Origin of the sequence: Zestomonas carbonaria (assembly GCF_904061905.1) — a bacterium.
Classification (GTDB): Bacteria; Pseudomonadota; Gammaproteobacteria; order Pseudomonadales; family Pseudomonadaceae; genus Aquipseudomonas; species Aquipseudomonas carbonaria.
In genome coordinates, this window is record NZ_CAJFCI010000034.1 from 1 (window position 1) to 23,699 (window position 23,699).

Genomic DNA, 23,699 nt, shown 5'->3' on the forward strand with positions numbered 1-23,699 from the left:
GGTCGGGGGAGAGGGCTACGGGCAACACCGCGCTGCCGGTTTGCCCTCTCCCGCCCTTCGGGCACCCTCTCCCCAAAGGGGCGAGGGTCATCGGATGGCCTGCTGCGCAGGCATGTTTTATAGGGACGCATAACGGGTACGCAGGCGCTGACGGATCAGCTCGGCCAGGGTGTTCATCACGAAGGTGAACAGCAGCAGCACCAGGGCGGCCAGGAACAGCACGCGGTAGTGGCTGCTGCCCACTTCGGACTCGGGCATTTCCACCGCCACGTTGGCAGCCAGGGTGCGCATGCCCTCGAAGATGTTGATGTCCATGATCGGCGTGTTGCCGGTGGCCATCAGCACGATCATGGTCTCGCCCACCGCGCGGCCCATGCCGATCATCAGCGCCGAGAAGATGCCCGGGCTGGCGGTGAGGATCACCACGCGGGTCAGGGTCTGCCAGGGCGTGGCGCCCAGGGCCAGGGAGCCGAAGGTGAGGCTCTTCGGCACGCTGAACACGGCGTCCTCGGCGATCGAGTAGATGTTCGGGATCACCGCGAAGCCCATCGCCAGGCCGACCACCAGGGCGTTGCGCTGGTCGAACGGGATGCCCAGGTCATTGCTCAGCCACAGGCGCATGTTGCCGTCGAACAGCCAGTTCTCCAGGTGACCGCTGATGGCCAGCGAGAACCAGCCGACCAGCAGCACCACCGGGATCAGCAGGGCCGACTCCCAGCCATCCGGTACACGGTGGCGCACGGCGTCCGGCAGCTTGCTCCAGATGTAGCCGGCCAGCAGGATGCCCACCGGCATCAGCAACAACAGACTGAAGATGCCGGGCAGGTGGTTCTCCAGGAAGGGCGCGAGGAACAGGCCGGCGAAGAAGCCGAGGATCACCGTCGGCAGCGCCTCCATCAGCTCGATCACCGGCTTGACCTTGGTGCGCATGCGCGGCGCCATGAAGTAGGCGGTGTAGATGGCCGCGGCGATGGCCAGCGGGGCGGCCAGGAGCATGGCGTAGAAGGCCGCCTTGAGGGTGCCGAAGGCCAGCGGCGAGAGGCTCAGCTTGGGTTCGAAGTCGGTGTTGGCCGAGGTCGATTGCCAGACATAGTCGGGCTTCTCGTAGTTCTCGTACCAGACCTTGCCCCACAGCGAGCTCCAGGAAATCTCCGGGTGCGGGTTGTCGACCACGAAGCGTTGCAACTGGCCGTTCGACTCCACCAGCACGCGGGTGGCGCGCGGCGACAGGGCGGCGATGGACGTGCCCTCGGCGACCGGCTCGGTGAGCAGGGTGCGGTGCGCGGTGCTGTGGAAGATGCCCAGGGTGCCGGCCGAGTCCAGGGCCAGGAAGCCCTTGCGGCGCTCCTCCGGCATGATCTGGGTGACCGGCGCATTGCCGAGCTTGAAGTCGCGAATCGACTGCAGGGTGGACTTGCCATCCTGGTCGCGGACCATGAACCACTGCTGGATGCCGCCCTTGGAATCGCCGATCAGCAGCGAGATGCCGCCCAGCAGGCTGGTGGCGGTGGTCACTTCGCGCTGGCCGTTGACCAGTTGGTAGCGGCCGTTGAGGCTGCGCTGGCGCAGGTCGAAGACATCCGCGGTGGAACGGCCGTTGACCACGTACAGCCAGAGCTGGCGCGGATCGAGGATCAGTTCCTTGATCGGGTCGGCGATCTGCGGCAGGTCGATGCGATCCTGATCCAGGGTCACTTCGCCGCTGAACAGGTTCTCCTCGCGGCTGAGCCGGATCAGGCGCAGCTCGGAACCGACCGAAGCGGCCAGCATCAGGTCGCCGCCGTTGAGGTTCAGGGCGACGTGCTCCAGCGCACGACCCTGGTCGTCCAGCGTGATCGGCTCTTCGCCGAACGGGAAGTCGACCTGCGGGGTGATGGTCTTGACGTTGTTCGGATAGGTGACCCGATAGTTATGCTGCAGCACCAGCACCTGGCCGTTGGACAGGCCCAGGGCGACACGCCGGCTACCCGGCTGGTCGCTGCCCACGGAAACCACCTCGACGCCTGCCGGCAACGGCAGTTCGATGCGATTCAGGGCCTCGCCACTTCTGAGATCGAAAAACTGCACCTGGCCGCTGCGGGCCAGACGCATGGCTACCTGGTTCTGCTCCTCGACGGCCAGCAGCAGCGGCTGCCCGGCTTCAGCGAGCCAGGCCGGCTGTTGCGGCTTGCGCGCCGTCAGCTCGGCGCCCTGGAACATCGGCAGCACCACATGGGCCAGATAGAAGAAGATCAGGGTGATGGCGCCGAGCACCGCCAGCCCGCCAATGGACACGTACCAGCGTGCCATCCGATCCTTCAGTGCGCGCACCCGGCGCTTGCGCTTCAGGGCCGGGGTATCGAAGTCGAGCCCCAGGGGGTTGCCGGAAGTGCCCGTGGGCTCGTTAGCCAAGTCATTCATGCGGGTTCAGTCTCTGCGCGACCATGATTACAGCACCCGGGCGGTTGCCCAGGGCCGCCAATCTAACGCCCTTGTGTGACAGAAAAGTTACAGCCAGTTGGCGTGCCTAAGCCCGCCGATCGGGGATCGGCGGGCTTGGCGTACAGCGTCATCGGTATAGCCAGCGGGGACTGGTTAGAGACCCAGTTCCTGCTTGGTCTTGTCGATCACTTTCTTCGGCAGCGGGATGTAGCCGTCCTTGACCACGACTTCCTGGCCTTGCTTGGACAGCACCAGCTTGACGAACTCGGCGTCCAGCGGGCTCAGCGGCTTGTTCGGCGCCTTGTTGACGTAGACGTAGAAGAAGCGAGCCAGCGGGAACTTGCCGGCCAGGGCGTTCTCTTCGGACGCTTCGAAGGCTTCACCGCCCTTCTTGGACAGCGGCACGGCGCGTACGCTGGAAGTCTTGTAGCCGATACCGGAGTAACCGATGGCGTTCAGGGTGCTGGAGATAGACTGCACCACCGAGGCCGAGCCCGGCTGCTCGTTGACGTTGGATTTGAAGTCACCCTTGCACAGGGCTTCTTCCTTGAAGTAGCCGTAGGTGCCGGATACCGAGTTACGACCGAACAGCTGGATCGGCTTGCTCGCCCACTCGCCGGTCAGGCCCAGGTCACCCCAGGTCTTGGCGTCTGCAGCGGCACCGCACAGGCGGGTGCTGGAGAAGATGGCGTCGACCTGCTCGAGGGACAGGCTCTTGATCGGGTTGTCCTTGTGCACGAACACCGCCAGGGCGTCGATCGCCACCGGTACGGCGGTCGGCTTGTAGCCGTACTTCTCTTCGAAGGCCTGGATTTCGCTGTCCTTCATCGGACGGCTCATCGGGCCGAGGTTGGCGGTGCCTTCGGTCAGCGCCGGCGGTGCGGTGGAGGAACCGGCGGCCTGGATCTGGATGTTGACGTTCGGGTAGCTGCGCTTGAACTCTTCTGCCCACAGGGTCATCAGGTTGGCGAGGGAATCGGAGCCGACGCTGGACAGGTTGCCGGACACGCCAGAGGTCTTTTCATAGGTCGGCAGTGCCGGGTCGACGGCGGCTACGGCAGAGACGCCGCCCACGCCAGCGGCGGCGAAGGTCAGGGCCGCCATCAAACGCTTGAGTTTCATGCCTTGCTCCTAGCAGGTAAGGGTGTTGGATGGAACGGAGCCCAGTATCGATAGGGCGCATGAACACTCTATGACTGAAATGTGACAGTTGGATGAAAGGCCATCATGACCCGAAAAAGGATGGCCCGACGCTGCTCATGACCGCGAAAAACGCGCCGCCGGGTTGCGTAGGATGGGTGACAACCCATCACGACAAACACCACCGCAGGGTGGGCTTCAACCCACCAGAAAGCCCCGGAGCCAGGGCCAGCGGATCGAACGCCTCACGCCACCCGGCGCTCACGCCCCAGCAGGTACAGGCCCACCGCCAGCCCCAGCCCGCACAGTGCCGCCACGTAATAGGCCGGGCCCAGCGGGTCGGCCTTGAGCAGCAGGGTCACCAGCATCGGCGTGACCCCGCCGAAGATCGCGTAGGCCAGGTTGTAGGAGAACGACAACCCGGAGAAACGCACCACCGCCGGAAAGGCCTTGACCATCACGTAGGGCACCGTGCCTATCACCCCGACCGCCAGGCCGGTCGCCGCATACAACGGGAACAGCCAGTCCGGGTTCGCCCGCAGGCTCGAATAGAACGTCCAGGACACCGCCGCCAGCAGCAGGCTGCCGATCACCAGCACGCGGCCGGCGCCGAAGCGGTCGGCCAGCGCACCGGCGGCCACGCAGCCGAAGCTGAGGAAGACGATGGCCAGGCTGTTGGCCTTGAGCGCCGTCGCGGCGTCGAAGCCGTACTGGGTCTGCAGCAGGGTCGGGGTCATCAGGATGACCACCACGATGCCGGCGGTCAGCACCCAGGTCAGCAGCATCGACAACACCACCGCCGCGCGGTGCTCGCGCACCACCGCCTTCAGCGGCAGCTCGTCGGCCAGCGCCTTGCGCAGTTGCAGCTCGGCGAACACCGGGGTCTCGTGCAGCCAGCGGCGCAGATAGACGGCCAGCAGGCCGAACACCCCGCCGAGCAGGAACGGTATGCGCCAGGCCCAGTCGAGCACTTCCGCGGGGCTGTAGACGCTGTTGATCAGGGTGGCCATCAGCGAGCCGAGCAGGATGCCGGCGGTCAACCCCGCGGTCAGCGTGCCGCAGGCGTAGCCGACATGGCGATCCGGCACGTGCTCGGAGACGAACACCCAGGCGCCTGGCACCTCGCCACCGATCGCCGCGCCCTGGATCACCCGCAGCAGGAGCAGGATGATCGGCGCCCAGATGCCGATCTGCGCGTAGGTCGGCATCAGGCCCATCAGCAGGGTCGGCACCGCCATCATGAAGATGCTCAGGGTGAACATCCGCTTGCGGCCGAGCAGGTCGCCGAAGTGCGCCATGATGATCCCGCCCAGCGGCCGCGCCAGGTAACCGGCAGCGAAGATGCCGAAGGTCTGCAACTGACGCAGCCACTCGGGCATGTCGGCGGGGAAGAACAGTCTGCCGACCACCGCGGCGAAGAACACGAAGATGATGAAGTCGTAGAACTCCAGCGCCCCGCCAAGGGCGGACAACGACAGGGTCTTGTAGTCTTTGCGGGTCAGCGGGCGGGCGCCGGGCACGGCGTCCAGGGACAGGGAAGACATGGAGGCGGACTTTCTCTTGTTATTCAGGAGCGCGCAGGTGCCGCACGATAACAAATTGCCGGAGCCGGTACAGCCGCCCACCCGGTCGAATCCGGAACCGAACGGTCGTCGCCCGGCGCAAGCCTCTATATACTGCGCGCAGAGAGCCCTCCAGACCGGTCGATATCCGGATTAGAGCGGCCCGGGGGTATGTGACGCACCGCGGCAAGCCCGCCACCTTCAACCCATACGCCCGAGACTACGCCCAACCAGACGAGAGCAATGGGTCCGAGGCCCCCGGCATGATCGAAATCGAAGACGAAAATCTCACCCCGCAAGGTGATCTCGCCCTGCAGATCATCGCCCTGCCGCGCGAAACCAACGGTTTCGGCGATATCTACGGCGGCTGGCTGGTATCGCAGATGGACCTCGCCGGCACCGCGATGGCCAGCAAGGTCGCCGGCGGCCGGGTGGCCACCGTGGCCATCGACCGCATGGCCTTCCTGGTCCCGGTGGCGGTGGGCGCGCAACTGTCCTTCTATACCCAGACCCTGCAGGTGGGCCGCAGCTCGATCCAGATGCTGGTCGAGGCCTGGAGCGAAGACCCGCTGTCCAGCGAATGGCGCAAGGTCACCGAAGCGGTGTTCGTGTTCGTCGCCATCGACGGCAGCGGCCGCACCCGCCCGGTCCCGCCACGGCGCTAGAGCACCGCACCACCCGCCTCGAACCCTCATAGCCCGGATGCAATCCGGGCCACGGTCCCCTTCTCCGACGAAAGGCGCAAGATAGAGCGCTTTCTTCGACCTTGGTATAGAAGCGACCCGTCTCCCCAGCGCCTAGACTGCGCGCCTTGTTTTCGTTGTCCGAGGTTCCCTCCATGTACCCTGATCGCGTGCGCCTGCCCTCGCTGCTGGGCAAGCTGATGAGTGCGGCCGAAGCCGCGTCCCTGATCCAGGACGGCATGACCGTCGGCATGAGCGGCTTCACCCGCGCCGGCGAAGCCAAGGCGGTGCCCCTGGCGCTGGCCGAACGCGCCCGCGGCACCCCGCTGCGGATCAGCCTGATGACCGGCGCCAGCCTCGGCAACGACCTCGACAAGCAGCTCACCGAAGCCGGCGTACTGGCCCGGCGCATGCCCTTCCAGGTCGACGCCACGCTGCGCAAGGCGATCAACGCCGGCGAAGTGATGTTCATCGACCAGCACCTCTCGGAAACCGTCGAGCAACTGCGCAACCACCAGCTCAAGCTGCCCGACATCGCGGTGATCGAGGCCGTCGCCATCACCGAGCAGGGCCATATCGTGCCGACCACCTCGGTGGGCAACTCGGCCAGCTTCGCGATCTTCGCCAAGCAGGTCATCGTCGAGATCAACCTGGCCCACAACCCCAACCTGGAAGGCCTGCACGACATCTACATCCCCACCTACCGGCCGACCCGCACGCCGATCCCGCTGACCCGCGCGGACGACCGCATCGGCAGCACGGCGATCCCCATCGACCCGGCGAAGATCGTCGCCATCGTCGTCACCGACCAGCCCGACTCGCCGTCCACCGTGCTGCCGCCGGACGCCGAGACCCAGGCCATCGCCGACCACCTGATCGACTTCTTCAAGCGGGAAGTCGCCGCCGGGCGCATGAGCAACAGCCTCGGCCCGCTGCAGGCCGGCATCGGCAGCATCGCCAACGCGGTGATGTGCGGCCTGATCGAATCGCCGTTCGAAGGCCTGACCATGTACTCCGAAGTGCTGCAGGACTCCACCTTCGAACTGATCGACGCCGGCAAGCTGCGCTTCGCTTCGGGCAGCTCGATCACCCTGTCGAACCGTCGCAACGCCGACGTGTTCGGCAACCTGGAGCGCTACAAGGACAAACTGGTGCTGCGCCCGCAGGAAATCTCCAACCACCCCGAAGTGGTGCGCCGCCTGGGCATCATCGGCATCAACACCGCCCTGGAGTTCGACATCTACGGCAACGTCAACTCCACCCACGTCGGCGGTACGCGGATGATGAACGGCATCGGCGGCTCCGGCGACTTCGCCCGCAACGCCCACCTGGCGATCTTCGTCACCAAGTCCATCGCCAAGGGCGGCGCCATCTCCAGCGTGGTGCCGATGGTCAGCCATGTCGACCACAGCGAGCACGACGTCGACATCCTGGTCACCGAACAGGGCCTCGCCGACCTGCGCGGCCTGGCCCCGCGCGAACGGGCCCGGGTGATCATCGACAACTGCGTGCACCCGGACTACCGCGCGGCGCTGAACGACTACTTCCAGCGCGCCTGCACCAAGGGCGGCCACACCCCGCACCTGCTGCGCGAAGCGCTGGACTGGCACATCAACCTGGAAGAGACCGGGCGCATGCTGGCCGGCTGAGCCCTGCCCCGTACCTGTAGCGCTCCACGCGCACCGGAAAGAAACCGCATGTGCGGATTTTCCGGTGCGCATGCACCTTACTTCCTGACAAACAGTTCAGTAGGTATTCCGATCAGCGATAAAACTGTACTGCTCAACCCTGCCAAAACCACCGCAAATCACCCGGTTTTCCCCATGGAAAATGCACCATAACAGAGCAAAGCAGTACAGATTGCCCGATTGCGGGCATAACAGTTTCCGAAAAAATGGCCGCCAACCATAACAATTTCAGCCAACTGTGACTGGCGGGTCTGGACAGCGAAGGGGATCATTGCACCCATCGAAATCCACTTCACCCCGCCACAAGCGGAAGGACTGTCACCATGGAACGTACCCTGAGTTCCGACCTGCACTTCGTCGAGCAATCCTCGGCCCAGCACACCCATCTTCCGGTTCGCCTGTTCGCCAACTTCATGCTCTGGCAACGCCGCATGAACACCCGCCGCGAACTGGCTCGCCTCGACCCGCGCCTGCTGGCCGACGCCGGCATCAGCGAGGCGCAGCGTTACAACGAGCTGAGCAAGCCCTTCTGGCGCTAAAAGCCAAGGCGCTCCCGGCCAGCCCAACGAACCCCGCCAATCGGCGGGGTTCGTCGTTTCTGCGCTCCGCTTCCGTCGCACCCTACAAGAGCCTGGGGGCAGAACAGCCAAGGTATTCGATGACCGTAACAGTTTTGAATTCATTAAAACTGGTCCAGAACAATTCCATCTTGCTGTGACTGCAAGGTCATCGCCTTTCCCGCCAACATGTCCTTCCAATAGCCAATCCCCGTTCGCCGGGAAGGACAGCGCCATGGAACGCACACAGCCCATCAGCGCCGCACAGCGGAACACCTGCCAAGTTACCTGCGAAGGCGGCCTGCTACGCCTGTTCGGGCTCATCGCACTCTGGCAACAGCGCGTCCGCACCCGCCGCCAACTGGCCCGCCTCGACACCCGCCTGCTCGCCGACGTCAACATCACGCCCAGCGAGCGCGCGGAGGAACTGCGCAAGCCGTTCTGGCGGTGAACCCGGTCAGGCCTTGCGCCGGCTCGCCAGCAACTCCCGGTAGAGGGCAGCCGTCTGCTGCCCCATGCGCTCGGCGGTGAACAGTTGCCAGTAGCGCTGCTCGGCCCGCACGCCCATCTGCATGGCCAGGTCCGGGTCGTCCCAGAGGGTCCGCATGGCCTCCCGGAAGGCCTCCGGGTTGCCGGGAGGGACCACCAGGCCGGTTTCGCCGTGGATGTTGATGTAGCTGGTGCCGGTGCCGATCTCGCTGGAAATCATCGGCTTCCCGTACATGGCGCCTTCCAGCAGGGAGATGCCGAAGGCTTCCGAGCGCAGGTGGGACGGGAAGACGATGGCGCTGCATAGCTGCAGCAGGGCGACCTTGTCTTCGTCAGCGAGGCGCCCGGCGAAATGTATGTGCCCCAGTCCCAGGCTGCTGGCCTGTGCGCGCAGTTCCTGCTCCAGCGGTCCGGCACCGACTATCACGACCGGATACCCCGTGCCCCGCGCCGCCTCCAGCAGGATGTGCAGCCCCTTGTAGTAGCGCATCACGCCGACGAACAGGAAGAAACGCGGCCCGAAGCGCTGGCGCCAGTGATCGAGGCGTGCCGTGTCCGGGACCGGATAGGTCGCCTTGTCCAGCCCATAGGGAATGACCGAGGTCTTGTCCCGGTAATGCGCCAGTACCTCGCTGGTTTCCAGGTAGTTCGGCGACGCCGCGACGATGCGGTCGACGCTGCCCAGGAAACGGTTCATCAGCGGACGGTAGAGCTTCAACAGGTGCTTCTGGCGAACGATGTCCGAGTGGTAGGTGACCACCGTCGGCTTGTCGATCCGCGCGGCGAAGTGCAGCACATCCATGAATGGCCAGGGAAAGTGATAGTTGATCACATCCGCCTGTGCGGCCAGGGCTTTCAGCCGGCCCAGTACGCTATAGGAAAACCCTGTCGAAGCCAGTTGCAGATCCAGCCTGGCGCGATGCACCCGATGATCCGCCACCATCAGCTCGGACGGTTCCGGGTCCTTGCTCAAGGTCAGCACCTGGCTCTCGATGCCATGCGCGATGCCGCTCTGGCAGATCTGGTAGATGACCTGTTCGATCCCCCCTACGGTCTCCGGCAGATAGGTCTTGAAGAAATGCAGAACACGCATTCAGTGCCCCAATACTCGTCGATAGGCGTCCGCGGTGATGTTCGCACAACGCTGCCAGGAGAAGTGCCCGGCCTGCCGCAAACCCAGCGTCCGATACACCTGCCACTCCCGCTGGTCCTCGATCAGCCGGACAATGGCTTCGCTCCAGCCCTGCTCGTCATCGGGATCGAGATAGATGCCGGCCACCCCGGCCACTTCCGGCAACGCCGCCCGTGGGGACAGCAGCACCGGCACGCCGCTGGCCATCGCCTCCAGCACGGGCAGGCCAAAGCCTTCGTAGAGCGAAGGGAACAGCAGCATCCGTGCCCCGGCCAGCAACCCGGCCAGCGTGTCGTCCGACTGATAGCCCAGGAGCCGCACATGGCCATCCGCCAGGGCGTTCTGTAGCTCGGCGGCAAAGGCTTCGCGACGCCAGCCGGCCATGCCGACGATCAGCAGGGGGAAGCGCTCTCGCACAGGGACGGGCAACCGGCCATAGGCGCGCAGGGCCAGGGACAGGTTCTTGCGCGGTTCGAGCGTGCCGACGCAGATCAGGTACTGGCCAGGCTGCAGATCGAAGGCCCGCAGCAGCGGTGCCAGTTCCTCCGGCAGGCGCGGATGGAAGCGCGGCGCATATCCCAGGGGAGCGACCACCAGCCGCTCGCTCGAAACCCCGTAGCAGCGGGAAATCTCATCGGCGACGAACTGTGAGTCGGTGAGGATGAGGCGGGCTCGCTCGACCGCGGGGCCGACACGTCGCTCGATCTCCGCCAGCCGGTCGCGCGGCTGGGTCTCGGGGTAGTGCAGGTGTGTCAGGTCATGCAGGGTCATCGCCATGGGGCCGGCAAACTCCAGCGGCCACAGGCTGGGCTCATGGTAGAGATCCACCGGATTCCGCTCGAGCCCCCGGTCGAAGCGCTGCTGTTCGAGCAGGCGGCGAATCCGGTAGGCGCCCGGCACCTGCTTGGCCAATGCGCTCCAGTTGCGGTAACCGGGGAGCGCAGCCGGCGGCAGTTGCCGGTTCCAGCCCCAGCCGTGGAACAGTTCCAGCTCCAGCCGGGGGTCGTCGCCCAAGGCACCGACCAGCTCCACCAGATACTGGCCGATACCGGTACGCGGTGCCTGCAGAATCCGGGCGTTAAGGGCGATCCGCATCGACCGCCGCCTCGACGGATGCCAATGCCTTCGGCTTCCCGCCGATCCCCGCCAGCGTCCTATGGATGAGTTGCCGGGCCGCCTGCGACCAGTCGATCCATTGCCAGTCGTCGAGCGGGCGCCGGGCGGGGAAGCGGTTCGACTGCTCGAACTGCAGGATCCTGTCCACCAGGCTTTGCGGATCGTCCAGCTCGAAATAGGCCATGAAGTCCTGGCCGATCTCCCGAAAAACCGGAATATCGCTGGCCATCACCGGCAATCCCCGCTGCATCGCCTCCACCAACGGCAGTCCGAAGCCTTCGGCGTGGGAGGGGAAAACCAGGGCGCGGGCATTGGAATAGGCGTACTCCAGGCTGCTGTCGTTGACGTTGTTGAACATGAACAAGCGCTTGTTGTGCATGGGATGGCGCTTGATACGCTCCACCAGCGCCTCGCACTTCCAGCCGATCTTGCCGATGATGCACAGACGCGCCTCAGAGCCGGTGGCCCAGAGCCGCTCGAACGCATCGAGCAGGTAGGCATGGTTCTTCCGCGGCTCGACCGTGCTCACCATCAGGTACACTGGCTTGCCCTGGCGGAACATGCGCTGCACGCCCGGATGCAGCGACGACTTCGCGCGCTTCAGGTCCAGTTCGGAACCCAGGTAGAAGTGCCCATGCCAGCGCCTCGCCGCCTCGGCAGCTCCCAGCCGCTGTTGCAGCTCATGCTGGACCTGTTCGCTCACCGTCCTGGAGATCGCCATGAAGCCATCGGCGGTCCTGGAAACCCAGTCGAACCACTGGTCGAACACCTTGACCAGGGCCGCGTCGCAGAACTGCGGGTGGGTCAGCGGGATCAGGTCGTAGATCACCGAGACGATGCCGACGCCTTGCCGCTTGAGCCGCTCGGCCAGGTCGAAGAAATCCGCATGCCAGGACGAGTCGAGCAGGAGCAACTGATCGCCCGGCCGAACCTGCAACTCGACGGCGCGCTGCGGGGCCGGCTGGGCATTGCGGTTCAGCCACAGCAGCCCGCGAAGCGGCAGGGTGATCGCCAGGCTGGCCAGCTTGCAGGGCCAGTACAGCAACCGCCTGGCTGTCTGCGAGCTCCGGAAGGGAGACAGACGCTCCAGCCGCGAATGCCACCACCAGTAGCGATTGCGCCAGTGATCCAGGCGAACGATCCACGACTGGCGCCAATCGCCGCCGCGCGACACCTTCAGCGGCGCGAGGCTCAACACCTGGTACAGGCGGCCGCCATTCATCATCACCGGGATGCATTCGACCTCGCCGCCAGCTTCGCCCAGCCGCTTGACGATGTTGCGCACCACGCGCTGGATGCCCGAGTTGTCCCGGGGATGCTCGTAGACGTAGGTGCACTCGACCAGTATGCGCATAGCCCTCCCTCTCAGAGACAGGTTTCAGGAGTACGCGAGCCGCTACGCTCGATCGCGACCTGCGAATCCAGCCAGGCACAACCGACGAAGTCGGGCTGCTGGACGTTGATCACATGGAATACCAGGGCGTAGTCACGCCACTCGTAGTTCTTGTCCAGGTGCGAATCGAAGCGCGACAGCGATAGCGCGACGGAGTAGTTGCCCTTGCCGAGCCGAACCGGGAAACGGAAGTCATAGGTGATCCGCTCCCCAGCCTCGAGGTTTTCCAGCGCCTGCTGCGTGCGGTGAGTGTTGATGCCGTAGATCGGTTGACCCATGCGGTCCTTGATCATGAAGCCCAGCACCAGCCGAGGGATATCGACTTTCACGTCGACAACGATCCGCAGGGTAGCAGTGCTCCCGACCGAGAGAACCTCCACGCTCTGCCCCTGCTCATTGAGCAGCGCGATGTCGGCGAACCCCGCCTCGCCGGTGCCGGAAATGGTGCGGGTCTGGCCACCATCCAGGCGCTCCTGGCGTATCGTCTGCTGCTCCCTCTCGGCCAGCATGGCGCTGTAGAAATCCATCACTTCCTCGGGCGCGCCCGCCAGGGCCAGGCGTCCATTGACCAGCAGGATCGCCCGGTCGCACAGCGACTGTATCGCCTGGCGATCATGGGACACGATCAGCAGCGTGGTCCCCGCCTTGCGGAACTCGCGGATGCGATCGAAGCTCTTGTGCTGGAAATAGGCATCGCCGACCGACAGTGCCTCGTCGACGATCAGCACGTCCGGCCGCTGCGCGGTCGCCACGCTGAACGCCAGGCGCATCTGCATGCCGCTCGAATAGGTGCGCACCGGATGGTCGATGTACTCGCCAATCTCCGCGAACGCCTCGATCTCGGGCATCAGCCGCTGCAGCTCCTCCATGCTCAGCCCCAGCAACTGGCCGGCCATGAAGACGTTCTGCCGCCCGGTGAAGTCGGGATGGAAGCCCATGCCCAGCTCGAGGAGCGCCGCCACGCGGCCGTCGACCTGGATCGTCCCGGCGTTCGGCTGGGTGGTTCCCGTGATCATCTTCAGCAGGGTGCTCTTACCGGCCCCGTTGACCCCGATGATCCCCAATGCCTCGCCGGGTTTCACGCTGAACGAAATGTCCTGCAGGACCCATTTCAACTGGTGGCGGGGCGGCGAGAAAGGCACCAGCCATTCAGCCAGACGCGACCATCGCGAGGGGTACTGCTTATAGGCTTTGCCAAGCCCGGTGACCTGAATGCTGCCCATCAGAGTTCGTCCACCATTTCACCCGAACGCTTGCGGAACAGTCGCAAGGCCAACACGCACAGCACGACCGAAGCCAGCGCGATCGGCGCCAGCGAGCCCCAGTCGGGCCAGCGGCCGTAGACCAGGATGCCCTGGTAGGCCGCCATCAGCGCCGTCATCGGGTTCGCCTCGATCACCGGCCGGATAGCCTCGGGCAGGATGGAGATCGGGTACACGATGGGGGTGAACCAGAACCAGAATTGCAGGAGTATCCCGGTGAGCTGGCCGACGTCCCGGAAGAACACGTTGAGCACCCCGAGGATGATGCCCAGCCCCACGGAAAACGCCAGTTGGATCAGCAGCACGGGGATCATGGCCAGCAGGGCGACTCCGGGGAAGTTCTGGGTGACCAGCAGGAAGCCGATGAACAGCCCGAAGATGATCGCGAAATTCACCCCGGCATTGAGCACCACGATCAGCGGCAGGCAGATACGCGGAAAGCTCAGCTTCTTGATCAGGTTGGCGTGTTCGAGGAACACCGACTGGCTCCGGCCGATCACCTCGGCGAAGAATCCCCAGGCCAGTATTCCCGCGCACAGGTAGATGCCGTAGGCGAGGCTGTGCTCGACGCCGGGCAGGCGGGCCTGCATCAACTGCGAGAAGATCACCGTGTAGACGATGATCATCGACAGCGGGTTCAGCACGGTCCAGACGGCGCCCAGCAGGGAGTTGCGATAGCGGGTCTGGAACTCGCGCTTGACGCTGCCGATGACGAAGCCGCGGTAGCTCCAGACCGAGCGGGCCATACCTGAAACCATCAATTGGCCCTGCCGTACTGATCTTCGAAACGGACGATATCGTCTTCGCCCAGGTACTCGCCGCTCTGCACTTCGATCATCACCAGGTCGATCACCCCGGGGTTCTCCAGGCGATGCTTGTGCCCGGCGGGAATGTAGGTCGACTCGTTGGCGCTCACCAGCTTCGGTTCGCCACCGTTGACCACCCTCGCCATGCCCTGCACCACCACCCAGTGCTCGCTGCGATGATGGTGCATCTGCAGCGACAGGGAAGCACCCGACTTGACCACGATGCGCTTGATCTTGAAGCGCGCGCCCTCCTCCAGCACCGTGTAGCTGCCCCACGGGCGGCACACGGTGCGGTGCAGGCGATAGGCGTCGTGGTTGCTGTCCTTCAGCCGCTTGACCACCTGGCGCACGTCCTGGGCGCGCTCGACATGGGCAACCAGGATGGCGTCAGCGGTATCGACCACGATCAGGTTCTCGACCCCGACCGCGGCCACCAGCCGCCCCTCGCTCTGCACGAAGGTATTGCGGCTGTCGATGAACAGCGCATCCCCGGCCGCGCGGTTGTTCTGTGCATCCGGTTCGACCAGGTCGCTCAAGGCGCCCCAGGAGCCGATGTCGCTCCAGTCGAAACCGGCCGGCACCACCGCGACCTTCTCCGAACGCTCCATCAGGGCATAGTCGACGGAGATGTCCGGCAGGTCGGCGAAATGCCCGGTCTCCAGTTCCTGCTGCAGCACGGCACCCACCTCCCGGACCGGGCTGGCAGCGACGCAGGCGCTGGCCTGCTCCAGCAATTGCGGCGCATGCAGCGCCAGCTCATCGAGCAAGGTGCCGACGCGGAAACAGAACATCCCGGAGTTCCACAGGAACTTCCCGGAAGCCAGGTAGCGTTCGGCTGTCGGCAGGTCCGGCTTCTCGACGAAGCGCTCGACCCGGGCTGCACCCCGCTCGTTCAGCGCGGTGCCCGCCTCGATGTAGCCGAAGCCGGTTTCCGGGGCAGTCGGGCGGATGCCGAAGGTCACCAGGTAACCCTCGGCAGCCAGGGCGGCAGCCTCTTCGACCGCCGCGCCGAACGCCTCGGCATTCCGGATCAGGTGATCGGCCGGCATCACCACCATGGTTGCCTGGTCGCCATGCCGCTCGCGCAAGGCCAGGGCGGCGGCGGCAATGGCCGGGGCGGTGTTGCGGCCCAGCGGCTCCAGGATGAAATGCGCGCGCTGGCCGGACAGCCTGGCGGCCAGGAACTGGTCCTTGGTCTGGAAGTAATAGTCACGGTTGGTCACCGTGACGATCTCCCCGCCCTTGGCCAGCAGGTCGGCGGCCCTGCGGTAGGTCTTGACCAGCAGCGACTCGCCATCCGGCAGAGCCATGAACGGTTTCGGATGTCCCTCGCGGGAAACCGGCCACAAACGGGTTCCAGCACCGCCGGAAAGAATCACGGGCACCAGCATGATCCCTACTCCTTGGCCACACGGGCCAGGTCGGCGTCCACCATCATATGGATCAGGCTTTCCAGGCTGGTCTTCGGCGACCAGCCCAGCACCCGCTCGGCCTTGCCCGGATTGCCCAGCAGCACGTCGACCTCCGCCGGCCGGAAATACGCCGGGTCGATCACCACATGCTCCCGGTAGTCCAGCCCGACATGGCTGAACGCGATGCGGCACATGTCGCGCACCGTGGTGGTCACGCCGGTCGCCACCACGTAGTCGTCGGGCTTGTCCTGCTGCAGCATCAGCCACATGGCTTCGACATAGTCGCCGGCGAAACCCCAGTCACGCTTGGCGTCGATGTTGCCCAGGCGCAATTCGCGCTGCTTGCCCAGCTTGATGCGCGCCACGGCGTCGGTGACCTTGCGGGTCACGAACTCGATCCCGCGCAGCGGCGACTCATGATTGAACAGGATGCCGCTCGAGGCGTGCAGGCCGAAGCTCTCGCGGTAGTTCACGGTGATCCAGTGCCCGTAGAGCTTGGCCACGCCGTAGGGGCTGCGTGGATAGAACGGCGTGGTCTCGTCCTGCCGCTCGGCCTGGATCAGGCCGAACATCTCGCTGGTGGAAGCCTGGTAGAAACGGGTATCGGGGCTGACCTGGCGGATCGCTTCGAGCAGGTGCGTGACGCCCAGCCCATCGACGATGCCGGTGGTTATCGGCTGATCCCACGAAGCGGCGACGAAGCTTTGCGCCGCCAGGTTGTAGAGCTCGTCGGGACGGGCCTTGAGCACCGCGCGCTGAATGGAGCAGGCATCCGCCATATCGCCGTCGAGATAGATCAGCTCCGACTCGATGCCCAGTTCGCGCAAGCGCCAGCGCACATCCGAACTACGCCGGGCGACCAGACCATGGACCCGATAACCCTTTTCCAGAAGCAGTTTGGCGAGGTAGGCACCATCCTGGCCTGTCACCCCGGTGATCAGAGCGCTCTTGTTCATTATTGTCGTTCTCTTGTTTCCCAGTCAGAGAGCATTCTCTGCAGGGTCTCCGTGATTGAAATGCCGGGTTTCCAACCGGTCTCTTTTTGCAGCTTGTCGGAACTCCCGACAACTCGACGCTGTTCGGCACGACGCAAGCGTGCCGGGTCTTGCACTATCTCCACCTCCACTCCGGCCAGCCGGGCCATTTCCGCGATCAGGTCACGGACCTTGCGTTCCTGCCCCGAGCAGACGTTGTAGATTTCTCCGTTTCGCCCCTCTTCCAGCAACAGCAGATAAGCCGCCACGACATCCTCCACATCGAGAAAATCGCGGGTTACGTCGATATCCCCCACCTCCAGTCTAGGCACCTGCAACCCCTGCCGCACACGCACCAGTTGCCTGGCCATGTTGGCGACGACGAACGACTCGCCCTGCCCCGCACCGATGTGGTTGAACGGGCGTGCGACGATAATGCGCCAGGGTTCGACGTAGCTCCATTGCTGGCACAACAGCTCCGCGGAAACCTTGCTGACCGCGTAGGGATTGCGCGGCTGTGGCGGCTGCGTCTCCACGATCGGCAGATCGGCCTCCCCCACCTGCCCGTAGACATCGCCCGAGCTGACGTACAGGAAGGTGCCGCTGAACCCCCTGCGCTTGAGGGCCTGCAACAGGTTCAGCGTACCCAGTACGTTGACCTGCACGGTGCGGACCGGATCGCGAAAGGCTTCCGGTACGAAGGTCTGCCCGGCCAGGTGGATCACCGCGTCGGGGAGCTCTTCAGCCAGAGCAGCCTCCACCATTTCCGGCCGTAGTAGATCGAAACGACCTGGATTGAGTAGTTCCCACTTCTCTCCTGACAGAGCATGGGCTTGCCTCAAATGCAGGCCAACAAACCCGGTTAACCCGGTAACGAAAAGTTTCCTAGACAAGATCACTCCTCGTTCTTGGTTTACCTTCCAACTCGGTTATCGTCGGTCGATCATTAGAAAAAAGCTGGAGTCTTCTCCTGGCGATATCTACCCCCCTGCGACGCAAAGGCTGCTCTACTAAGCGATAGTTGAGCTCACTGGCAACCAGCATGAATATAATCGCAGTCCCCAACAGCTCAAGACTATATGAAGCGTCCAAGGTCACACCTTGTGCAGCCGCGTGCCTGTACCAGAACTCGTAACTGAAGTGATACGCGCAAACATGAATCACATAAAGAGCATAGGAGCGAGAGCCAAGCCATTCTAAAGGCCTAGAGAGGAAAGAGGGACAGAACAGATAGCCCTTCTCATAACTGGCAATCCAGACCAACAGTAACGAAACCAGTGCAATTAGCCCTACAGCAACAGGCACACCGATCATCTGCCCTGGAATAGCCCCCAGGAGATAAACAAGCAAAAGCGCCATACCCATTCGCGCCCAGAAATTGCCAGTCAAGAAAATGGGTTCAAACTGGCAAAAAATCTTTGAACGACTGAACAAGCAAAGCAATACTCCCCATATCATTGCGTCAATCCGAAAAGAACTGAGCAATGCACTAGTCGCTGTACCAAAAGGGTTTCGATCAATACCAAACTGCAAAACGACCAATGCTAGCAAGATAATCACGCGCCCGCTATTTGACGTAACCAGCAGAAGAAATAGTGGAAAAATGAAGTAAAACTGCTCCTCCAGCGCCAAACTCCAGTAGACCGAGTTTGGACCAAGCGATACCCCGAACTGGTTCGCTAGATTCCCACTGAAAGTAGCAACCGCAACAAAACTACGCAGATTCTCATACCAAGAACCAAAAACATTAGTTTGATTAAAAGCAATCGATAACATCAAAGGAATAAATATCCATAGCCAGGCTGTCGGCAAAAGCCTATAAATTCGCCGCAACCAGAAGCTCTGCGCAGCAATCCAAAAATCGCCTTGATTACGGTGCAGGTCAAAATAATCAAGATATGCCTTGCTCACAACATAACCGGAAATACAGAAAAATAAATCAACCCCTGTCCATGGCATATAAACACTGAATAGAGAATTAAAGAAGCCCTGATGAAAGGGGAGTAGGACAGGCAAGTGGCTCAGCAAGGTCATGCCAATAGCAATAGCCCGCAGATACTCAATTTCAAGGTTCTTTCTGTGCCTCACGCCACTTTTCTTGTCCATGATGCACTACGCAGGTTTACGGGCTATGATTGCTTGACTTTTTGGCATCGCATTATCTAATGCTTTCTTGATACGCGGACCATCAGGCATTTTTAGTACAATATCCCAAGTTTTCGCCCAGCTTTCTAATAATGGATGCCAAGGCGGAGAAAGGTCTTGATTACACGTCCAGAAAAACGCCCACCATATAGACCAGTAAAAGCCATAGGAGGCCTTCTGCTCGACAACCAGCCCAGACGAACTTACCAGCTGCTCAAACTCTTCACGGCTGAATATATTGATATGGTTAGGCTTCTGAAAATGTGCCGGGGGAGCTAACTCTCGCTGAACACCTTCACTGATAGGATCTGGAACCGATAGCAGATAAAGAGCATTCGGCTTGCCTACCCTGACCAGTTCATGAAGAAACTGAGCTGGGCTGTCAACATGCTCCATCACCTCCATGGCTATGATCTTATCCGCATAATGGTCAGGCAGAGGCAGAGGATTGGCGTCCGATACCAGGGGGCGTATAGCCCGCGCCTTGCCCCCCCTTAACCGCTCCTCGACTGAACGGACCTTCTCAGCATCTATATCTGCAAAAGTAACTTCTGCACCAAGTCTTGCGCAGAAACTGATGAAAGTCCCATCTCCACAGCCGACATCTAGAACAGAATCTTCTGGCTGAATGGGAAACCCCTTGAGCAATTCCCCGGTTTCTAGGCTAAACCATCCACTCAGACGGGCATCCTCAAATGTGAAGTCCGCGGGAATAGGCTCTTCACTCGGCACTGCAACGATGTCTGATTTTGGTATGGTGACTGAAGCACCGCTCAAAAAAGCCTTGAATCGCTGTAACATCATTCTCAGTCTCCATGGATGCCACTATCGATCAACCTCATCATCATCCTGGTTTGCGGGCCAGAATGATCTGAGTTTTAGGAAGAGCCTGATCTAGGGATTCCCGCAAAAATTTTCCATTTGGCAAATTTATTGCCTTGTACCAAACGCTTGCCCACTCATCTAGCAAAGGAGGAAAGGGAGGTGATAACTGGTCGTGGGTGGCCCCCATAAAAGACTCTTCATCGGCCGACTTTACGGTCCAGTAGAACATCATCCAAAGCGTCCAGAAAAAACCATAAGAATGACGGGAAATAATATGAAGCCCAGAGTCGACAACCAATCTAGAAAACTCTTCAGCTGAGAAAACATTAATGTGATTTGGAGGCTGAAAGTGCACAGCTGGAGCGATGTTCCGTTGCAAGCCCTCGCTGATCTCAGCGGGAACGGAAAGAAAATAAAGAGCACCTGGCCTACCAACCCGAAAAAGCTCCTTTAGGATGTCTGCCGGCCGCTCAACATGCTCAAGCACCTCTAACGCAATTACTCGGCTTGCAATACCTTCTCCTAACGGCAATGGCAAACTATCAGAAACAATACCTTGCGTCGCACGTGCTTGGGTTGACACTATCCGTTTCTGTAGAGTTTCTATCTTGGTAGCATCTGTATCAGTGAAGATCACATGTGCACCGCGGCGAGCGCAGAACATACTGACACCTCCACTGCCACAACCAACATCTAACACAACATCTTCAGGAGCGATTGGAAATTCTCGGAACAGCTCCCCGGTATCATTACGAAACCAGCCGCCCATAACCGCATCCACAAGACCGCAGTCAGCCGTGGTAGCTATCATTGGCGCGGTAGCCCCTTCATTCTGCTGTTGAGCATTCGAACTTGTTGAGCGCGCTCGGACCATTTGCCACCACTTACGCAGACTTGGCATGAAGAGCCACCTCCACAGCGAAGAAGTTCTGCAAACTCTGCAAAGCAGCCGCCTGCGAGCAGTGATCGCGCATGCGCTCGATAGCCGCCGCCGACATCTGCTGGTAACGCTCAGGCTCTTCCTTCACGCACCGGTAGGCCTCCAGATAGGCATCTCTCAGCGAGACCCAGTCGATCTGGTGTCGCAGGGTCCGATAGGCGAGTCGCGGGTCGTGGGACCAGGCGGTGGCATCCTGCCAACTGTCGACCACGAACCCCACCTGCTCGTCGATGTAGTCGCACATGGCCGAGTGCCGTGGCGAAATCGCGGGCTTGCCGCAGGAAAGGAACTCCATCAGGGGCAGGCACTGCCCCTCGCCGTGCGAGGCATTGACCGCGAAGGCGCTCGCCTTGATCAGCGTGTCGAACTCGCTGCCGTCCAGGTAGCCGTGCAGCAGCACGACACGACACTGGAACCTGGGCATGCGCGCCATCCAGATCAGCATGTCGTGCATGGCGGACAGGTATTCGTTGTGCCCCAGCTTGAACACCAGGGTCGCATCCGGGGTATCACGGAAGGCGGAGCAGAACGCCGTCAGCATGTCGGCCCAGTTCTTGCGGCCGTCGTAGGGATTGAACAGCGTGGTGAAGACCACCCCCGAAAGCTCCAGTTCGGACTCGCCCGGCGCCCACTCCGGCATCCTCGGGGTCACGCCTGCCGTGGCAGGACGGGGAGGCTCCACGGTATTGCGCGGTTCCAGCCTCCGCTCGGGGTCCTGGCTCACCAGTTCGAGCCTTGCCTCGGCCTTCCCGGGCAGGAGGGGAAGCTGCTGGCACAGTACCTTCAGGTACCACTCCCCCAGGTAGCGGCGGGTGATCTGATAGCGGGACTGCTGTCTTCCCGGCTGCTCCTCGACGGTAGCGGGAGACGGACGCTGGCGAGCCAGAGCGCCTTCATGCTCGCGGATCGCCTGCACCACCCTGGCCGTGGCGTTCGGGCCCCAGATATAGGGACTCAGCTCGGGATCATGGCTATCGACCACCACGGCCGAGCGAGCACGGATCCGGACGCTCCGCTCCAGCGGCAGCTCGCCCGGACGCTCCCTCAAGGCGGCGAACTTGTCCCACACCGGAGAAGGCACGGAAATGATCGGGAACGTCGGCCCCATTTCCCGGCGCACGGCATCGACGATCATCTGCGAATGAGTGATGCCGCTGCCGCACGCCTTCAGGACATGCCGCCAGTCCTGGTTGGGCTCGTCCAACCAGGGCTCGTTCGGAATGCTGTCGAACTCCCAGGCGAACACCGGGATCGTCGGGCAACGCAGCCCCAGGAGGGTCTTGTGCGGCGGCGAGAATGACAGGAACAGGCACTCCTCCCCTTTGGCGCATGCCTCGTCGTAGAGACGATCGACCTCCAGTTCGGGCCGCTCGACCACGACCACTTCCCCCAGTTGCCTCAACACGGGCAGGTAGTCGCGCAGCACGAAGTAGTAGCTGTATTCCGGCAGCCCCATGCTGGTCGCGATTCGTTCGGCGGTGACTTCCGAGTACACGAGGAACTTCATGGCGCCGAGCTCCTGTCGAGCTGTCGGCCAACCTGGCGAACCGGTTCTTTCATGATCTTTTCCAGAAACTCGTCGAGTGGCGCGGCCACCGCCTCGACGGAAGCGAAGGCGCGCATTTTCGCGAAGGCATGCGCTGACATCTGGCGGTAGCGCCAAGGATCGGCCGTCGCGACCTCGTAGCTGGTTTTGTAGGCCTCCATGAGCGACTGCCAGTTCAACCGGTGGCGGTGGGTCATGAATATGCCCGTGGGGTCGTGGGGCCAGCAGAACGGCTCCGGGGAACACTTGAGGAGGAACGCCAGGCGCTCGTCCACGTAGTCGGCCATGGCGGTGTGGACCGGGGCGATGGCCGGCCGGCCCGCGGAGAGAAACTCCATCAGCGGAAGGCACAGGCCCTCGCCGGAAGAGGCATTCACGTAATAGGTGGACGCGTCGATGAGCTCGCGATACTGCGAATCCTCGAGGAACCCGTGCAGCACCAGCACCCGGCAGCGGAACGGGGCCAACCTCGACAGGAGAGTCATCAGCACGATGCGGTAGTACTCCAGGTCGTGGTGGGTCATCTTCACGATCAGGGTGGCATCCTCGGTTTCCTTGAACGCCCAGCAGAAGGCGGTAATCAACTCGACCCAGTTCTTGCGGCTGTCCGCCGGGTTCAGGATGGTCGTGTAGACCACCCCATCGACCCGGATCGACCGTGCGGGCTCTTCTTCTCTTTCCGGCGGCGACTTGACGCTGGACGCCTCTACGGCATGCTCCGCTTCGCAAGCCGGCTGCAGGGGCTGCCTGACCTCCGCCCACCAGCCACGGAGCAGGGCCTTGCTGAGCTGCCAGGACTGGGCGAAACGGCCCTCGACGACCTGCACGGGCTCGGGATCGGCGGGAAGTTCGGCCGGTACCGGCTCCGGCTTGCGTACCAGCCCGTCCGCCGACAACCCGAGAATGGGACTGTCGATGACCACGCCCCGGAACGAGAACTGCCTGTCGCCCAGCGACAGCGGCACGCCTTCGGGCGAGCCGAGCCCGGCATGGCGGTCCCAGACGGGTGCGGGCAGGGCCACGACCGGAAACCTCGCACCCGCGGCCTCTTCGACCAGGGCGGCGGCCTCCCGGCTGGTACTGATCGCGCCGCTCATGCGGGCGAAGGCATATCGCCAGTCGTTCTGTGGATTGCTGTCCCAGGCAACCGACGGCAGGCTGTCGAATTCCCAGGCGAACACCGCGACGGTCGGGCAGCGCAGCCCCAGGGGGGTCTGCTGCGGCGGGCTGAAACTGAGGAAAACCACCTCGCGACCAAGCGCGTCGTGCCGCTCGAACAGCTCGTCCACTTCTTCCAGGGTCGAGACCTCGACGACGGTCCCCAGCCGCTGCAGGGCCGGGATGAAGTCCCGCATCAGGAAGTAGTAGCTGTATTCGGGTTTTCCGAGAGAACCCTGGATGCTGTCTCCACTGATCTTGGAACCGACGAGAATGAGCTTGTCCATAATTTCTTGCACAGGCTTCACTCCTATGCGGCTTTCTTGTTATTCATTTGCGGCAGGCAAATCCGGACATCCGGCAGCATCCGTGGAAAACGTCCGGTTGCCAATACCGGCGACGCCGGCCTCGCCCGTCGAGGGATGGCGAATAGCAGCAGATGTGCGTCTA

Annotated in this window: 20 protein-coding genes; 4 read left to right on the forward strand and 16 right to left on the reverse strand. The window is 62.6% G+C overall.

What is annotated here, in order from left to right; all coding sequences use genetic code 11:
- Positions 1 to 117: 117 nt before the first annotated feature.
- The 3 genes from PSEWESI4_RS08340 to PSEWESI4_RS08350 form a co-directional block, all read right to left on the reverse strand.
- Positions 118 to 2,400, reverse strand: a complete 2,283-nt coding sequence (locus tag PSEWESI4_RS08340; protein WP_187670738.1) for an ABC transporter permease subunit — start codon at positions 2,398 to 2,400, stop codon at positions 118 to 120.
- 174 nt (positions 2,401 to 2,574) lie between these two features.
- Positions 2,575 to 3,543, reverse strand: a complete 969-nt coding sequence (locus tag PSEWESI4_RS08345; RefSeq protein ID WP_187670739.1) for a phosphate ABC transporter substrate-binding protein PstS family protein — start codon at positions 3,541 to 3,543, stop codon at positions 2,575 to 2,577.
- A 263-nt stretch (positions 3,544 to 3,806) separates the two neighbouring features.
- Positions 3,807 to 5,105, reverse strand: a complete 1,299-nt coding sequence (locus tag PSEWESI4_RS08350; protein ID WP_187670740.1) for an MFS transporter — start codon at positions 5,103 to 5,105, stop codon at positions 3,807 to 3,809.
- A gap of 281 nt (positions 5,106 to 5,386) precedes the next feature.
- Here PSEWESI4_RS08350 and PSEWESI4_RS08355 point away from each other — a divergent pair, with 281 nt between their 5' ends.
- The 4 genes from PSEWESI4_RS08355 (at position 5,387) to PSEWESI4_RS08370 (ending at position 8,502) form a co-directional block, all read left to right on the forward strand.
- On the forward strand, positions 5,387 to 5,788 hold the full coding sequence (locus PSEWESI4_RS08355; RefSeq protein WP_187670741.1) for an acyl-CoA thioesterase: 402 nt from the start codon (positions 5,387 to 5,389) through the stop codon (positions 5,786 to 5,788).
- 173 nt (positions 5,789 to 5,961) lie between these two features.
- Complete coding sequence (locus PSEWESI4_RS08360) at positions 5,962 to 7,455, forward strand: acetyl-CoA hydrolase/transferase family protein (protein ID WP_187670742.1); 1,494 nt, start codon at positions 5,962 to 5,964, stop codon at positions 7,453 to 7,455.
- A 362-nt stretch (positions 7,456 to 7,817) separates the two neighbouring features.
- Positions 7,818 to 8,033, forward strand: coding sequence for a DUF1127 domain-containing protein (locus tag PSEWESI4_RS08365; protein ID WP_187670743.1), 216 nt, complete (start codon positions 7,818 to 7,820; stop codon positions 8,031 to 8,033).
- Positions 8,034 to 8,286: 253 nt separating this feature from the next.
- On the forward strand, positions 8,287 to 8,502 hold the full coding sequence (locus PSEWESI4_RS08370) for a DUF1127 domain-containing protein (protein ID WP_187670744.1): 216 nt from the start codon (positions 8,287 to 8,289) through the stop codon (positions 8,500 to 8,502).
- A 6-nt stretch (positions 8,503 to 8,508) separates the two neighbouring features.
- On the opposite strand, the gene PSEWESI4_RS08375 is transcribed toward PSEWESI4_RS08370, so the two are convergent.
- The 13 genes from PSEWESI4_RS08375 to PSEWESI4_RS08435 are packed head-to-tail and all read right to left on the reverse strand — an operon-like array spanning position 8,509 to position 23,536.
- Positions 8,509 to 9,633, reverse strand: a complete 1,125-nt coding sequence (locus PSEWESI4_RS08375) for a glycosyltransferase family 4 protein (RefSeq protein ID WP_187670745.1) — start codon at positions 9,631 to 9,633, stop codon at positions 8,509 to 8,511.
- Positions 9,634 to 10,767: a glycosyltransferase family 4 protein gene (locus PSEWESI4_RS08380; RefSeq protein ID WP_187670746.1), complete on the reverse strand. Its 1,134-nt coding sequence runs from the start codon at positions 10,765 to 10,767 to the stop codon at positions 9,634 to 9,636.
- Positions 10,751 to 12,142, reverse strand: a complete 1,392-nt coding sequence (locus tag PSEWESI4_RS08385; RefSeq protein ID WP_187670747.1) for a glycosyltransferase family 4 protein — start codon at positions 12,140 to 12,142, stop codon at positions 10,751 to 10,753. The genes PSEWESI4_RS08380 and PSEWESI4_RS08385 overlap by 17 nt, the downstream gene beginning before the upstream one ends.
- Before the next feature lie 11 nt (positions 12,143 to 12,153).
- Complete coding sequence (locus PSEWESI4_RS08390; RefSeq protein ID WP_187670748.1) at positions 12,154 to 13,404, reverse strand: ABC transporter ATP-binding protein; 1,251 nt, start codon at positions 13,402 to 13,404, stop codon at positions 12,154 to 12,156.
- Positions 13,404 to 14,201, reverse strand: a complete 798-nt coding sequence (locus tag PSEWESI4_RS08395; protein WP_235978901.1) for an ABC transporter permease — start codon at positions 14,199 to 14,201, stop codon at positions 13,404 to 13,406. The genes PSEWESI4_RS08390 and PSEWESI4_RS08395 overlap by 1 nt, the downstream gene beginning before the upstream one ends.
- Positions 14,201 to 15,640, reverse strand: a complete 1,440-nt coding sequence (locus PSEWESI4_RS08400) for a mannose-1-phosphate guanylyltransferase/mannose-6-phosphate isomerase (protein ID WP_187670750.1) — start codon at positions 15,638 to 15,640, stop codon at positions 14,201 to 14,203. The genes PSEWESI4_RS08395 and PSEWESI4_RS08400 overlap by 1 nt, the downstream gene beginning before the upstream one ends.
- Before the next feature lie 5 nt (positions 15,641 to 15,645).
- Entirely contained in the window at positions 15,646 to 16,617 is a 972-nt protein-coding gene (gene gmd / locus PSEWESI4_RS08405; protein ID WP_187670751.1) for a GDP-mannose 4,6-dehydratase, read from the reverse strand.
- Positions 16,617 to 17,528, reverse strand: coding sequence for a GDP-mannose 4,6-dehydratase (locus PSEWESI4_RS08410; protein WP_187670752.1), 912 nt, complete (start codon positions 17,526 to 17,528; stop codon positions 16,617 to 16,619). The genes gmd and PSEWESI4_RS08410 overlap by 1 nt, the downstream gene beginning before the upstream one ends.
- A complete protein-coding gene (locus tag PSEWESI4_RS08415; RefSeq protein ID WP_235978902.1) occupies positions 17,521 to 18,741 on the reverse strand; it encodes an acyltransferase family protein in 1,221 nt (406 codons plus the stop codon). The genes PSEWESI4_RS08410 and PSEWESI4_RS08415 overlap by 8 nt, the downstream gene beginning before the upstream one ends.
- Before the next feature lie 6 nt (positions 18,742 to 18,747).
- Positions 18,748 to 19,581 (reverse strand): class I SAM-dependent methyltransferase, encoded by an 834-nt coding sequence (locus tag PSEWESI4_RS08420; RefSeq protein ID WP_187670778.1) that lies wholly within the window; start codon positions 19,579 to 19,581, stop codon positions 18,748 to 18,750.
- A gap of 43 nt (positions 19,582 to 19,624) precedes the next feature.
- Positions 19,625 to 20,506 (reverse strand): class I SAM-dependent methyltransferase, encoded by an 882-nt coding sequence (locus PSEWESI4_RS08425; protein WP_187670753.1) that lies wholly within the window; start codon positions 20,504 to 20,506, stop codon positions 19,625 to 19,627.
- Positions 20,490 to 22,052 carry a glycosyltransferase gene (locus tag PSEWESI4_RS08430; protein ID WP_187670754.1) on the reverse strand — a complete coding sequence of 521 codons (1,563 nt, stop codon included), beginning with the start codon at positions 22,050 to 22,052 and terminating at the stop codon, positions 20,490 to 20,492. The genes PSEWESI4_RS08425 and PSEWESI4_RS08430 overlap by 17 nt, the downstream gene beginning before the upstream one ends.
- Positions 22,049 to 23,536 carry a glycosyltransferase gene (locus PSEWESI4_RS08435; RefSeq protein WP_187670755.1) on the reverse strand — a complete coding sequence of 496 codons (1,488 nt, stop codon included), beginning with the start codon at positions 23,534 to 23,536 and terminating at the stop codon, positions 22,049 to 22,051. Before PSEWESI4_RS08435 ends, PSEWESI4_RS08430 begins: the two co-directional genes overlap by 4 nt.
- Positions 23,537 to 23,699 lie beyond the last annotated feature (163 nt).

Coding starts and splice junctions, on each gene's coding strand:
- PSEWESI4_RS08340 (WP_187670738.1), bottom strand. CDS start 2,400: ATGAATGACTTGGCTAACGAGCCCACGGGCACTTCCGGCAACCCCCTG.
- PSEWESI4_RS08345 (WP_187670739.1), bottom strand. CDS start 3,543: ATGAAACTCAAGCGTTTGATGGCGGCCCTGACCTTCGCCGCCGCTGGC.
- PSEWESI4_RS08350 (WP_187670740.1), bottom strand. CDS start 5,105: ATGTCTTCCCTGTCCCTGGACGCCGTGCCCGGCGCCCGCCCGCTGACC.
- PSEWESI4_RS08355 (WP_187670741.1), top strand. CDS start 5,387: ATGATCGAAATCGAAGACGAAAATCTCACCCCGCAAGGTGATCTCGCC.
- PSEWESI4_RS08360 (WP_187670742.1), top strand. CDS start 5,962: ATGTACCCTGATCGCGTGCGCCTGCCCTCGCTGCTGGGCAAGCTGATG.
- PSEWESI4_RS08365 (WP_187670743.1), top strand. CDS start 7,818: ATGGAACGTACCCTGAGTTCCGACCTGCACTTCGTCGAGCAATCCTCG.
- PSEWESI4_RS08370 (WP_187670744.1), top strand. CDS start 8,287: ATGGAACGCACACAGCCCATCAGCGCCGCACAGCGGAACACCTGCCAA.
- PSEWESI4_RS08375 (WP_187670745.1), bottom strand. CDS start 9,633: ATGCGTGTTCTGCATTTCTTCAAGACCTATCTGCCGGAGACCGTAGGG.
- PSEWESI4_RS08380 (WP_187670746.1), bottom strand. CDS start 10,767: ATGCGGATCGCCCTTAACGCCCGGATTCTGCAGGCACCGCGTACCGGT.
- PSEWESI4_RS08385 (WP_187670747.1), bottom strand. CDS start 12,142: ATGCGCATACTGGTCGAGTGCACCTACGTCTACGAGCATCCCCGGGAC.
- PSEWESI4_RS08390 (WP_187670748.1), bottom strand. CDS start 13,404: ATGGGCAGCATTCAGGTCACCGGGCTTGGCAAAGCCTATAAGCAGTAC.
- PSEWESI4_RS08395 (WP_235978901.1), bottom strand. CDS start 14,201: ATGGTTTCAGGTATGGCCCGCTCGGTCTGGAGCTACCGCGGCTTCGTC.
- PSEWESI4_RS08400 (WP_187670750.1), bottom strand. CDS start 15,640: ATGCTGGTGCCCGTGATTCTTTCCGGCGGTGCTGGAACCCGTTTGTGG.
- gmd (WP_187670751.1), bottom strand. CDS start 16,617: ATGAACAAGAGCGCTCTGATCACCGGGGTGACAGGCCAGGATGGTGCC.
- PSEWESI4_RS08415 (WP_235978902.1), bottom strand. CDS start 18,741: ATGGACAAGAAAAGTGGCGTGAGGCACAGAAAGAACCTTGAAATTGAG.
- PSEWESI4_RS08420 (WP_187670778.1), bottom strand. CDS start 19,581: ATGTTACAGCGATTCAAGGCTTTTTTGAGCGGTGCTTCAGTCACCATA.
- PSEWESI4_RS08425 (WP_187670753.1), bottom strand. CDS start 20,506: ATGCCAAGTCTGCGTAAGTGGTGGCAAATGGTCCGAGCGCGCTCAACA.
- PSEWESI4_RS08430 (WP_187670754.1), bottom strand. CDS start 22,052: ATGAAGTTCCTCGTGTACTCGGAAGTCACCGCCGAACGAATCGCGACC.
- PSEWESI4_RS08435 (WP_187670755.1), bottom strand. CDS start 23,536: ATGGACAAGCTCATTCTCGTCGGTTCCAAGATCAGTGGAGACAGCATC.